Below are 12,808 nucleotides of genomic sequence, written 5' to 3'. Positions count from 1 at the left end.
ACAATGGCATGGTTTAAGCGTAATAAGAACAAACTAGATGATACGAGCTTGAAGTATGGAGTTGGATTAGTCACTTATACAGAACCAACTGGTATGATTTCCGAACAGTTTAAAACAATTCGAACAAATATTGAGTTTTCATCAGTCGATAAAAAGTTAAATTCAATTTTATTTACTTCGTCAGAACCTTCCGAAGGTAAATCGACTGTTAGCAATAATATGGCAGTCACGTGGGCCGATCAGGGAACCCGAGTGATTTTAGTGGACGCTGACCTCCGACGGCCAACGGTTCACCGTACGTTTGATAGTAGTAATCGTAATGGTTTGACGACATATTTGTCTGGAAATATTGATCTGGAAAGTGTTATTCAACAAACGATGGTTCAAAACTTAAGTGTTATTACTAGCGGCCCTGTACCACCTAATCCATCGGAATTGCTTGGTAGTGAACGGATGAGTACACTTTTAGCAGAATTAATTGAAAAGTTTGATCTGGTTATTGTCGATGCACCACCAGTAAATACAGTGACCGATGCACAGTTACTGGCAACACGAGTTGACGGAACCGTGCTGGTCGTACCGCAAGGGATTGCCGATAAAAATGGGGTTCGACGGGCTAAACAATTGTTAGAAACAGTTCATGCTAATATTCTGGGAGCGGTTATGAATCGAGTAACTGCTTCTAAATCAACGGGATATTATGGTGGCAATTATTATGGTGGTAATTACGGTGGTTATTATGGAACGGATGATAAAAAGTGAGTTTAGTTGACCTACATTGTCATATTTTACCTGGAGTTGATGATGGTGCTAAGGACTTACCGATGGCATTGAATATGGCTCGTGCAGCAGTCGGACAGGGGATTAGTCATATTTTATTGACGCCTCATCATATGGATGGGGAATACACTAATCACAAGATAGACGTTTTGCGCAAGACGTCATCTTTTCAGAAAGCATTAAATGAATCTGGAATTCCGTTGACAGTTTTTCCTGGGCAAGAGGTCCATTTAACTGGAGATTTAATAACGGCATTGAACGATGATGATATTTTGTTTATGGACGAGGGCGGCAAGTATTTATTACTTGAACTGCCACATAGCGGAATCCCAGAATATACCGAGGATATGATTTTTGAGTTACAGACACGAGGAATTACTCCAGTAATTGCTCACCCAGAACGAAACCATGGATTTCAGGAAGATCCAGATCGGTTGTATGATTTTGTCACAAGGGGATGCTTAACTCAACTGACGTGTAGTAGTTATCTTGGTGTTTTTGGAGATAACGTGGAGAAGTTAACCACCAAAATCATTCGTAGTGGAATGGGATTTGCTTTTTCTTCAGATGCACATAATTTTAAAGGGCGACGTTTTCTTATGAGGGATGCCTTTAATAAACTGGAACAACGTGCGGGGAAGGATGTTGCAGCCAGGTTTAATAATGATGCTAGAGCAATTCTCAATGGGGACGAGATTGTAAGACCAGAGTTTGTAAAGATTTCAGCACTCAAGAAAAAAAGGAGGTTTTGGCTATTCTAATGGATTATGGAGAAAATCATGTAAAAGAGATTGCAATTGATTCCGAATACGAGGAACATCGCTATATATATCGTTTTATGAAACGTAGTTTCGATTTTGTTGCTAGTTTATTAGGGTTAATTCTATTATCACCGATTTTTTTGATTGTTGCGGTTGCTATTAAAATAGAGGATTGGCGCGGTCCTGTTTTCTATTCTCAGGTGCGTTTAGGGCGACATCAGAAACCCTTTAAAATGTACAAATTTCGTTCAATGGTAGTTGGTGCGGATAAGTTGTTGAAAGATCTACTTGATAAGAATGAAGTGGATGGAGCTATGTTTAAAATAAAAAAAGATCCTAGAGTTACTACTGTAGGAGAATTTATTCGCAAATATAGTATCGATGAGCTTCCCCAATTAGTAAATGTGTTATTGGGGCAAATGAGCTTAGTGGGCCCCCGGCCACCTTTGACACGAGAGGTAGAAGAGTACACTGACTATGATAAGCAACGGTTAATTGTAAAACCAGGATGTACAGGTTTGTGGCAGGTTACCGTCCGGAATGATGCTAGTTTTGATGAAATGGTAAGCTTAGACTTAGGGTATATTGCGAAACGGGGATTTTGGCTTGATCTATGTATTTTGATTAAAACAGTTGCAGTTTTTTTCAAGCCTAATGGAGCGTATTGACAATAGTTCAGATTATGAGGAGATTATTTTGGTAAAAGTTTCTATTATCACACCAGTGTATAATGTTCAAGATTATTTAAAAAAATGTGTAGATAGTATTTTGAATCAAACATTCAAAGATTACGAATTAATCATAGTGGATGATGGTTCTCCAGATAAAAGCGGCGTTATTGCGGATGAGTATGCTTTAAAAGATTCAAGAGTTAAGGTAATACATAAGGGAAATGGGGGGGCGCCAAGTGCTAGAAATGCTGGTATTGATGTAGCTAAAGGAGAATATTTTTACTTTCCCGATTCGGATGATTGGTTAGAACCCAGCTACCTCGAAACTATGTATAATTGCGCAAAGAACAGGGATGTTGATCTCGTTATTTCCGGCTTCACGATAGAGCAATTTGAGAATAATGTAGAAAATTCATTTGTAACAAGTGTTGATTCAAAGGTTTTTAGTGATAAATCAGCTGTTAGAAATAATATTCATCGTTATTTTAACAATATGATGGTAGCAGTTCCTTGGAATAAATTATATAAGGCGAGCTATATTAAAAATAATGATTTAAGATTTCCAAATTTGAAGTGGGATGATTTACATTTTAACTTGGAAGCCTTAAGAAATATTGATAGTATTGCGGTTAGTTCAGAGGCTGGATATCACTTTTTTAGGTCGAGACCCGGATCGGAAACGACAACGGTATTTGACGGCCTGTTGTATAAGAAAAGAAAAGAACAGTTTGTCCATATTCTAGATGTATATGATGATTGGGAGATAACAAAGCCAAAGATTTTGTCTGTTTTATATGGATACTATGCAGCTAGGTTAATCCAATGTGTTCAGGAAATAGCCATCAATACTTTACCAAATAAGAGAGAGTTGGTAAAAGAAATACTTGATGATGACATTAGTCGTGTTGCAGTGAAAAATGGAGCGTTTGACTCTAAAATTATGTATTTTGCGAACATACCGATGAAACATCACCTATATGGTTTGTGTTTGGCGTTAGGCAAGATATTGGGATTTGTTAAATTGCACATGGCACCATTATTTTATAAATTGAAAGCCCAGTCTATTAACAAGGCTGTTCAAATAAAGTAGAATGTTTTTACATCTCAAAGTATGTTTGTACATTAGCTTTAAATTATGTAATATGATTGTGAAGTTGCCTAAAGAGAAATATTTTAAGCAGGTCTTCTTATGGCTCAAGGGAGAAATATATAATGACGATGGAAAACCACTCAGTTAACAGCAGTGTTAAGATGGTTTCATTTTTGTGGGCGGTATGCTTGTTTTTGCAGAGCCAGAGTGTGTTTTACACTGAATACAATGGAAACTTTAAAAAAGCATTTTACATTTTTGTCGGTTTCTTAATAGCATTGACGTTGTTAACAATTGTCATTAATAGCTATGGAAACATAACAAGATTAGTGAATATTAGTAAGTATACTCTTTTTATGGTTTTGGGAATGGGGAGTATATTTCTTGGCATGGTTATAAGTAGCACGCTGCCTTCTAAGCGCGATATAATAACTTACTTTGTCCTGATTGTTATTTTTTTTATGTGGTCATTGCTGTTAAAGAATTTGAAAAACCCTCTATTATTGTTGAATTATTTTAAGAATCTAGTTGCGGGCTATGCTGTTGTTTCAATTGTATTGTGGTTGCTATGTTCTGTTTTTTCGCTTGTTGGCAGTGGGACGCAGCTATCAATAAATTGGGGTGGAGTACATAGTGTTCCCGTATACTTCCATCTGTATGCTCAATCCCAATCGCCAATTCAGTTCTTCGGGGTGAACTTTGTCAGAAATACTGGTATTTTTTCAGAGGCTCCAATGTATTCGTTCGTATTATCAACAGCATTACTAGTTGAACTGGCGATTAAGCATTCAAACAAATTGATCAAGTATATTTTAATGTTTACAATAATTACAACGGCGTCCACAACTGGAGTGATTCTGGTTGTGGGAATTGTTTTTTTTGAAGCTATAAAGCAAATATTAAAGTCTAGATATAAAAATATCTTAATGCCTTTTTTGATTGTTGTCGTAATTCTAGGACTTCTTACTGTAGAGTATATTCTTCAATCTAAGTTTAGTGAGGGCATGGACTCTATCTCGGTTCGACAAGATGATTTTAAAGCAGGATTTATAACTTGGAGAGAAAATCTCATATTTGGTGTTGGAATGTCAAACGATCTTGGCATAATTCAGAATATGAATCCGGCAAGATGGAATATTGGTGGGAATACTGGTTTCAGCTCAGGAATAATGAAGTCACTCGCCGGCGGTGGGATTATTATGACGGTATTGTATTATCTTTTTCCGATGATTAGAGCAACAATCTATTTCATTAAAAATAAAAGTTTGCAGTGGATTATACCAGTTGGAATTGTCTATATTTTTACTTTTACAATAATATATAATTTGTATATTTTCATCTTTTTATTGGGTTGGATGTGGGCTATTAGTACTGGAGATAGGCATTATGAAAAACGTATTGATTATATGTACTAACCGTATGGATAGAAATGGTATGGCCACGGTTATTATGAATTATTATTGGTATATGAATCGTAAAAATCTGAAGTTTGACTTTATTGTGAATGAGTATATTGATCCTGCTTTTAAGAAGAGCATTTTAGATAATGGAGATAATATATTTGTTATTAAGAGTCGAAAAAAGGCATTATTGCCTTATATCTGGAGAGTTCGGCAAATCGTATCAAGTAAGAAGTATGATGTAGTTCACATACATGGAAATAGCAGTACGGTTTGTGTAGAATTATTTGCTGTTAAGCATGTAAAAGGAAAAATAATTGTGCATGCGCACGGAGTGCAGACAAATCATCCGATAGTGCATAGACTTTTCCATAACTATTTGATTAAACATTGTGACATTGCTTTAGCTGCGAGCGAGCAAGCCGGACTATTTCTATTTGGTAGAGACAAAGACTTTACAGTGATTATAAATGGAATTGATTTCGTTAAATATCGTTTTGATTCTGAAAAGAGAAAGATCTTTAGAAATGAGTATAATGTCGCAGATGAAACACGGCTAATCTTAAATATAGGAGCCTTTACTAAGGAAAAGAATCAAGCGTTTTTAATAAGAGTATTTAGATCAATCTGTAATCAAAATTCTAATTATAAATTGGTTTTGGTTGGTGATGGGCCACTTTTGAAAGAAAATAAAAAGTTGACGACCGATTTGGGTCTCACTGACTCTATAATATTTACCGGAGAACAGGTGAATGTCTCTAAAATATATTCGGCTGCGGATGTATTTACTCTCCCATCTTTGTATGAATCTTTTGGAATCGTGGGTTTGGAAGCACAGGCCAATGGGCTTCCATGTATTTTAGCAGAACGTATACCCAAGTCTGTTGATGTAAGTGGAAGTTCGAAGTTCTTACCTGTTGATGATTACAATGTTGAGCGGTGGTCTTCTGAGATAATGAATGCACAAAGGACATCAGAAAACGGGAACAAGTACAAAGAGTGGGAAGACAATGGGTACAGTATTAAAACAATCGCTGAAGAAGTAAGGAATATATATGAAGAAGATTGAAGTAGATATTTCAGCACAAAATTTGTCTGGACGAGGAGGTACTGAAACTGTAGTTTCTTATGTATTGAATAATGCATTTATAGGTGAACATTGTACTTTTAATGTTTTATTAACCGGAAAATACAGCGACGCGAGCTGGTTTAGTGAAAGTTCTAATTTGCGTAATTATCGTATTGTAAAAAATAGTAGTAAAATTGTAAAGTTGTTAAAGTCAGCTATGTTTTATTTTAAGTCAGATGCAGATGTTATTTTAGTATTGGGTACTGGACAAATTTTGATAGCTACTCTTATCAAGAAGATTTTTAAAAAGAAATATAAGGTTGTATCTTGGATGCATTTTTCTATATTTGATGCAAACTTTATAAATACAAAATATCTAGTAATGGCAGATTATCACCTAGCAATTAGTTCGGAAATCAAGAATCAATTGATTGAACTTAAAGTACCAGCTGATCGAATTGAAGTAATATATAATCCGGTTGCCAAACAAAATAATCAGGTGATGCGAAAGACGTCAGGAGTTGTAGAGCTAGTCTATATTGGCAGAGTTCAATTAGACGAGCAAAAAAATATGCGTGAAATGCTAGTGGGATTATCAAAATATCTTGCAGATTGGCATTTAAGTGTATTTGGCTCTGGAGAGACTGAGAGGTTACAAGTATTAGCACAACAATTAAATATTTCAAGTAGAATTAGTATTTATGGTTGGCGTAGTGATCCTTGGAGTTATATTGAGTCCGCAGATGTGCTGCTTCTAACTTCAAGGTTTGAGGGATTTGGAATGGTATTAGCAGAAGCAATTAGTAGAGGATTGCCGTGTGTGTCTTCGGACTGTCCGGTTGGACCAAGTGACATTGTTAAAAATGGAATAAATGGTGAGTTATACATTACTGGGGACTGTAATGATTTTTTGAGGGCCTTGAACGTTGCGGTTCGAAATCCTAATTATAAAAATATTGCAGATAGTTTGAATAACTTGTATGAAGATAATTATATTCGGAGATTTGTTGAAGGGGTGGAGAATTCTATAAACGAAACGGTGTGATATTTTGGAAAAAAATTGATTTTGTTATAACTTGGGTTGATAGTAATGATGAGGACTGGCTTTTAAAGAAAAATAAATTTTCTAAAGATAGAGTTTTTACTAAATCACAAGCCGGCGATAATAGATATAGAGATTATGGAACACTTAAGTATCTTTTTAGATCAATTGAACAATATGCATCTTGGGTAAATAATATATTTTTGGTAACAGATGGTCAGCGGCCAAATTGGTTACAAACCAATGGCAAGGTTAAGGTGATAGATCATAAGGAGATAATTGATAAAAAGTATTTGCCAACATTTAATTCTAATGCGATTGAGTTAAATGTACACAAAATACCGGGACTAAGTGATCATTTTGTGTTGTTTAATGATGATTTTATATTAAATAGAGTTGTGGAACCGGAAGATTTTTTTGTACATGGTCGGCCAGTTGATGCTGCTATTTTCAGTCCAATTTTTCCAGAATCAGATTTTGACCGGATTAGACTCAATAATGTTATTCCGATTAATAATCATTTTAGCAAAAAAGTAGTTGAAATTAAAAATCCACTTAAAATTTTCAATTTTAAGTATGGTAGAAAAAACTTGAATAACATTATCTTACTCCCTTTTTCACGATTTACCGGGTTTCTAGACTTTCATATACCGACAGCATACACAAAATCAGAATTTGAAACAGTGTGGCTTGAGGAAGAAAAGTTATTATCTCAAACGGTTTCACATAAGTTTAGGGAAAATACTGACGTTAGTCATTGGTTGATTCGATACTGGCGATTAATGACAGGAGACTTTTCTGTTCAAAAACTGCCTTTTGGCAAATACTTTTATTTATCACAAATTGAGTTATGGAGCAAGGAATTAAGCAAGGGAAAGATAAAAGTAATGTGTATTAATGATGAAGAAAGTATGAGTGAGTTTGAGTACTTTTCAAAAGAATTAAACAGAAGCTTACAAACCAAATTTTCGAAAACTAGCATTTTTGAAAGGAAAGTTTGATATGAACAACTATGTTTTAGAAGTAAACGCAGGACAATCTAATTCAGCTGGATCGAAAGCCAAAGCAGATATTACCTTCTTTCTTAAGAAAAGTGGTTTTCACACTGTAAAAGTTTCAGTTTCCAAGAACAAAATCTTACGATTGCTTTTTGGCTTTATTAATGTCCTGATAAGTTTGAAGGGAATAAAAAAAGGCACGTTCGTGTTTCAGTACCCAATGTATAGTAAGATAACTTCTAGATATATTATGGCAGTGTTGAGGCATACTGATGTTAAGAAAGTAATACTTATACATGATGTAGAATCATTTCGCCTTGAGAAGACAAATAAAAATGCGATTCAGAAGGAAGTTAGTTTTTTTAATCAATTTGATAAATTGATTTCTCATAATAAACAGATGACGAACTGGTTAAGAAATAATGGTGTTAACATTAAGATTGTAGAACTCGAGATATTTGATTATGATAATCCTACTAAGAGGAAAAGAGCTGATTTTAAACGAGAAATACAATTTGCAGGTAACCTCGATAAATCAGTTTTTCTGACGAAATTAGAGACAAAAATTCCAGTGAATATAATGGGCCCCAATCCTAAAAAAAATTATCCTGAAAATGTAAAGTATTTGGGCATGTATACACCAGAAGAAGTTCCTCGAAAATTGAATGCAGGATTTGGTTTGGTTTGGGATGGTGATTCGGTCTCAACCTGTTCTGGCCTTTATGGTGAATATATGAAAATTAATAATCCACACAAGGTATCGTTATATTTAAGCTCAGGATTACCGGTTATTATTTGGGATCAGGCAGCTTTAGCAGATTTTGTTAGAGACAATAATGTGGGGTTGACGCTTCAATCATTGGAAGATCTTGATCGGGTTATAGAGAGTGTGTCTAGTCATGACTATAATGTTATGCTGGATAATGTTCAAGTCATTGAAGAAAAACTAAGAAATGGTAATTACACAAATAAAGCAATTAAAAATTAGTTTTTAAAAAGGGGAATTATTTATGACAGATTATTTGGTAGTGGGGTCAGGACTATTTGGGTCTGTATTTGCACACGAGGCGGCTTTAAGAGGAAAGCATGTATCAGTAATTGAAAAACGGAACCATGTTGGTGGAAATATTTTTACGAAAGAAATTGAAGGTATTCAGGTACATATGTATGGGGCACACATCTTCCACACCAAAATGAAAAATATCTGGGAATATGTGCAGCAATTTGCAACGTTTAACAACTACGTAAATAGTCCAATTGCAAACTATAATGGTGAAATCTACAATCTTCCGTTTAATATGAATACGTTTAATAAACTATGGGGGGTCAAAACACCTGCAGAGGCTCAGGCAAAAATTGAAGAGCAGAAAAAAAGTGTGCATTTATCAGGAACGCCGCAAAATTTAGAAGAACAAGCGATTTCTTTGGTTGGACCAGATGTCTATGAAAAATTAGTTAAAGGTTATACGGAGAAACAATGGGGGCAGTCAGCTACGGAGTTACCTTCGTTTATTATTCGAAGATTACCTGTTAGATTTACGTATGACAATAATTATTTTAGTGATCCATATCAAGGGATTCCAGTAGGTGGATATACTCAGATTATTGAAAAACTCCTAGAGAATGATTTAATTACAGTAGAAACTGGTATAGATTTTTTTGATAAAAAAGATGAATATCAGGATGCTAGAACTAAAATTATTTTTACGGGCATGATTGATCAATATTTTGATTATGCTTTAGGTGAGTTAGAATATCGTAGTCTACGTTTTGAATCGGAAGTCATTGATAGTGAAAATTATCAGGGAAATGCTGTTGTAAATTATACAGATGCACAGACACCATTTACGCGAGTAATTGAACACAAACATTTTGAATTTGGTAAGGGGAACAAAGGAAAGACTGTAATTACTCATGAATATCCCAAAACTTGGCAGCGTGGAGATGACCCTTACTATCCGATAAATAATAAGAAGAACAAAGCTCTGTATGCGGATTATGTTAAAATGGCTGCGGAAAAGGCACCAAATGTTATTTTTGGTGGTCGCTTAGGGCAGTATAGATATTATAATATGGATCAAACCATTATGGCGGCCTTACAGGTGGTTAAACAAGAGTTCGGAGATTAGGTAATAATGCGGGTTGTAAAGAATTACTTATATAATGCTTCTTATCAAGTATTCATATTAATAATACCTTTGATTACAACCCCATATTTAGCTCGAGTTTTAGGGCCAACCGGGGTCGGAATTAATTCTTATACAAATTCAATTATTCAGTATTTTGTTTTGTTTGGGAGTATAGGTGTTAGCTTGTATGGAAATAGACAAATTGCTTTTGTTCGCAAAGATAAACAGAAATTAACGAATACATTTTATGAGATTTTTTATATGCGTGGTATAACAATTATTGTCGCATATGGAATATTTATTCTTTTTTTACTAATGGTTAATCAGTATCAGTTTTACTACCTCGCTCAGTCTATTTCTATAATTGCAGCTGCTTTTGATATTTCTTGGTTTTTCATGGGATTAGAAAATTTTGCAGTTACAGTATTGAGAAATTTGATTGTTAAGATCATCACGTTAGTTAGTATATTTACGTTTGTCAAGTCGAAGGAAGACTTGACAGTCTATATAGTGATATTATCACTATCCGTATTGATTGGGAATATAACGCTGTTCCCTAATTTGAGACGTTATATTACACGCCCTACGAGAAGGGAATTGCATATCTGGCGGCATTTTAGGCCTTCACTTATATTATTCATTCCACAAATTGCGACACAAGTTTACCTGGTGGTGAATAAGACGATGCTGGGCTCTATGATATCTGTTCAGGCGGCTGGGTATTTTGATCAATCAGATAAGATGATCAAGATGGTTTTAGCCATTGTGACGGCAACTGGAACTGTGATGTTGCCACATGTCGCCAGTGCTTTTGCCAATGGGGAGTACCGAAAGACGTTACATTATCTGTATAAAAGCTTTGATTTTGTAACCGCACTTTCAGTACCAATGGCATTTGGATTAGCGGCTATTTCTCCTAAGTTTGTACCACTGTTCTTTTCAGCTAAGTTTACTGCAGTCATTCCGCTAATGATGATTGAATCAGCTGTGATTCTTTTAATTGCTTGGAGTAATGTAATCGGAACACAGTATTTGTTGCCCACAAAACAGGTCAAATTATATACAGCCTCTGTCGTTTGGGGTGCACTAAGTAATATTTTATTGAATATCCCATTGATCCTTCTTTGGGGTGCTGTAGGAACTGCGATTGCTACCGTATTTTCGGAGCTTATAGTTACAGGGTACCAACTCTTAGTGATTAAAAATAAAGTTAATTATAAACAGCTGTTTCTAGAAGTTCCTAAGTATCTTGTTAGTGGTATAGTAATGTTTGTTAGTATTCTGAGCTTAGATAGGATATTACCAATCTCTTGGCTAATGTTGGTTTTAGAAATTTTAGCAGGAGTATTTGTTTATAGCGCATTATTGGTTATTTTTAGAGTTAAAATAATCGACGATGCGAAAGCGCTATTGAAAAATAAGTAAGATATTATTTTTAGGATGATGAAAAATCCGCTGCCGGCAATCAAATAAAATGATTACTAACAACAGATATTTTAGAACCTAAATACAGGCCGCTTAGAGCATGGAAAGAAGGATGGCGTCCTCGGGTTTTGAGGGCGCCATCCTTCTTTCCATGCTCTAATTTCAATACGGTCAGCTATCCTACCCTTTAATGTAGCATTCTGGATATAAAATTTTATAAGTAGTTTCTGGTATGTCGTGTTGAAAGTGGCAATAGTAAAAATGAGCTAATAGGTGCAGGAGGAGACAGAATTCAATGGATATTTCAGATAAAAAGAGTTTAAAAAGAGATTATAGGGTTTATGGTGTTGATATTGCACGCATTTTGTCAATGTTGATGGTTGTATTTCTACATAATTTATTGGCTGGCGGAATATTAAGAGAAAATGACACAAGCTTTTCTAATCTAACGTATTGGTTAGTTGAAAATGTTATGATTGTCGCAGTTAATATTTTTGCGATGATATCTGGGTATTTACTTGTGGATAGGAAAATTAGGCCAGCTAAGCTCTTGGAATTATGGAAAGTAGTATTTTTTTGGTCGGCCATCCCGACGGTTGTTTTAATGTTGAGTTTGAAAGAAATTGATATTGTCGGCTTAGTTAAGTCCTTTTTCCCAATATTGACAAATCAATATTGGTATTTTAACGCTTACGTAGTACTTTTTATTCTTGCACCGTTTTTAAATGCAGGTATTCGAGTGCTTAGCGTACAGTACTTGCAAAAGATTGTTTTGTCGCTGTTAATCTTATCGGCAAGTGCGGGTTTTTTAGGTAACTTATTCTTGGAAGGTGGATACTCTGCCTTATGGTTAATAATCATGTACTTAACTGGAGGAATGATAAAAAAGAGTCGTTTTTCTAGAAAAGTCGTTCCGAACAAGTGGTTGATCCTTACATGCTTATTATGTGTCTTTACTTCTCTAGTTGGAGAGTATGTTTCAATCAAGTATTTGGGCCAACCATCTGAATGGATCAAGTATACTTCCCCAATTGTTATCATTCAATCCATTTCGCTTTTTATTCTTTTTACAAGAATTAAAGTTAGCCATGTGAGAACAAAAAAAATATTAAAGAAAATCTCACCGTTAACTTTCGCTGTATATTTGGTGGATTCTAATCCTTTCTTCTTCCATAAGATTTTGCATTCAAGCCTTAGTTTTCTAAATCAACTGAATATTTGGCTGGGATTGGGTTGCTTATTGACTCTATCGCTTGGAATGTTCTTGATAGTTATTTTATTGGAATCGGGAAGGAGTTGGCTATTCACAAGGATTAGGAATAATAAGCAATTAGATTGGGAGAACAAACTTTAATTGTTTATTTGGATATAGTGGCTTTAATGTAGGGACATGGCCGAAAAAGTATTTGTAAATTTTATTTGTATTTGCACAATAGTTGTTTG

At 34.9% G+C, this 12,808-nt stretch carries 12 protein-coding genes; all 12 read left to right on the top strand.

Annotated elements, in window-relative coordinates; translation table 11 throughout:
- Window positions 1-3: 3 nt before the first annotated feature.
- The 12 genes from JUF10_RS03190 to JUF10_RS03135 all read left to right on the top strand — a co-directional run bounded on the left by JUF10_RS03190 (window position 4) and on the right by JUF10_RS03135 (window position 12,719).
- Window positions 4-762, top strand: coding sequence for a CpsD/CapB family tyrosine-protein kinase (locus tag JUF10_RS03190; RefSeq protein WP_203641084.1), 759 nt, complete (start codon window positions 4-6; stop codon window positions 760-762).
- Window positions 759-1,541 carry a tyrosine-protein phosphatase gene (locus JUF10_RS03185; protein ID WP_203640800.1) on the top strand — a complete coding sequence of 261 codons (783 nt, stop codon included), beginning with the start codon at window positions 759-761 and terminating at the stop codon, window positions 1,539-1,541. Before JUF10_RS03190 ends, JUF10_RS03185 begins: the two co-directional genes overlap by 4 nt.
- On the top strand, window positions 1,541-2,209 hold the full coding sequence (locus JUF10_RS03180) for a sugar transferase (protein WP_203640799.1): 669 nt from the start codon (window positions 1,541-1,543) through the stop codon (window positions 2,207-2,209). The genes JUF10_RS03185 and JUF10_RS03180 overlap by 1 nt, the downstream gene beginning before the upstream one ends.
- Before the next feature lie 28 nt (window positions 2,210-2,237).
- Window positions 2,238-3,302: a glycosyltransferase family 2 protein gene (locus tag JUF10_RS03175; RefSeq protein ID WP_203640798.1), complete on the top strand. Its 1,065-nt coding sequence runs from the start codon at window positions 2,238-2,240 to the stop codon at window positions 3,300-3,302.
- 122 nt (window positions 3,303-3,424) lie between these two features.
- On the top strand, window positions 3,425-4,717 hold the full coding sequence (locus tag JUF10_RS03170) for a hypothetical protein (RefSeq protein WP_203640797.1): 1,293 nt from the start codon (window positions 3,425-3,427) through the stop codon (window positions 4,715-4,717).
- On the top strand, window positions 4,689-5,771 hold the full coding sequence (locus tag JUF10_RS03165) for a glycosyltransferase (RefSeq protein ID WP_203640796.1): 1,083 nt from the start codon (window positions 4,689-4,691) through the stop codon (window positions 5,769-5,771). The genes JUF10_RS03170 and JUF10_RS03165 overlap by 29 nt, the downstream gene beginning before the upstream one ends.
- The gene (locus JUF10_RS03160) at window positions 5,758-6,816 is read left to right on the top strand and encodes a glycosyltransferase (protein WP_203640795.1); all 1,059 of its coding nucleotides are present in this window, start codon (window positions 5,758-5,760) and stop codon (window positions 6,814-6,816) included. The genes JUF10_RS03165 and JUF10_RS03160 overlap by 14 nt, the downstream gene beginning before the upstream one ends.
- Window positions 6,813-7,814 carry a stealth family protein gene (locus JUF10_RS03155; RefSeq protein ID WP_203641083.1) on the top strand — a complete coding sequence of 334 codons (1,002 nt, stop codon included), beginning with the start codon at window positions 6,813-6,815 and terminating at the stop codon, window positions 7,812-7,814. Before JUF10_RS03160 ends, JUF10_RS03155 begins: the two co-directional genes overlap by 4 nt.
- 1 nt (window position 7,815) lies before the next feature.
- Window positions 7,816-8,799: a glycosyltransferase gene (locus JUF10_RS03150; protein ID WP_203640794.1), complete on the top strand. Its 984-nt coding sequence runs from the start codon at window positions 7,816-7,818 to the stop codon at window positions 8,797-8,799.
- A 22-nt stretch (window positions 8,800-8,821) separates the two neighbouring features.
- Entirely contained in the window at window positions 8,822-9,940 is a 1,119-nt protein-coding gene (gene glf, locus JUF10_RS03145; RefSeq protein WP_203640793.1) for a UDP-galactopyranose mutase, read from the top strand.
- Between the two features lie 6 nt (window positions 9,941-9,946).
- The gene (locus JUF10_RS03140; protein WP_203640792.1) at window positions 9,947-11,365 is read left to right on the top strand and encodes an oligosaccharide flippase family protein; all 1,419 of its coding nucleotides are present in this window, start codon (window positions 9,947-9,949) and stop codon (window positions 11,363-11,365) included.
- Window positions 11,366-11,660: 295 nt separating this feature from the next.
- Window positions 11,661-12,719, top strand: a complete 1,059-nt coding sequence (locus JUF10_RS03135; protein WP_203640791.1) for an acyltransferase — start codon at window positions 11,661-11,663, stop codon at window positions 12,717-12,719.
- Window positions 12,720-12,808: the final 89 nt, after the last annotated feature.

Source organism: Levilactobacillus andaensis, from assembly GCF_016861695.1.
Lineage (GTDB): Bacteria > Bacillota > Bacilli > Lactobacillales > Lactobacillaceae > Levilactobacillus > Levilactobacillus andaensis.
Note: the sequence above shows the minus strand (reverse complement) of the source record. Positions and strands in the feature narration are given on the sequence as shown.

What these genes read in the sequence shown, in the direction of transcription:
- JUF10_RS03190 (WP_203641084.1), top strand. Translation starts at nt 4, where the DNA reads ATGGCATGGTTTAAGCGTAATAAGAACAAACTAGATGATACGAGCTTG.
- JUF10_RS03180 (WP_203640799.1), top strand. Translation starts at nt 1,541, where the DNA reads ATGGATTATGGAGAAAATCATGTAAAAGAGATTGCAATTGATTCCGAA.
- JUF10_RS03170 (WP_203640797.1), top strand. Translation starts at nt 3,425, where the DNA reads ATGACGATGGAAAACCACTCAGTTAACAGCAGTGTTAAGATGGTTTCA.
- JUF10_RS03165 (WP_203640796.1), top strand. Translation starts at nt 4,689, where the DNA reads ATGAAAAACGTATTGATTATATGTACTAACCGTATGGATAGAAATGGT.
- JUF10_RS03160 (WP_203640795.1), top strand. Translation starts at nt 5,758, where the DNA reads ATGAAGAAGATTGAAGTAGATATTTCAGCACAAAATTTGTCTGGACGA.
- JUF10_RS03150 (WP_203640794.1), top strand. Translation starts at nt 7,816, where the DNA reads ATGAACAACTATGTTTTAGAAGTAAACGCAGGACAATCTAATTCAGCT.
- glf (WP_203640793.1), top strand. Translation starts at nt 8,822, where the DNA reads ATGACAGATTATTTGGTAGTGGGGTCAGGACTATTTGGGTCTGTATTT.
- JUF10_RS03140 (WP_203640792.1), top strand. Translation starts at nt 9,947, where the DNA reads ATGCGGGTTGTAAAGAATTACTTATATAATGCTTCTTATCAAGTATTC.
- JUF10_RS03135 (WP_203640791.1), top strand. Translation starts at nt 11,661, where the DNA reads ATGGATATTTCAGATAAAAAGAGTTTAAAAAGAGATTATAGGGTTTAT.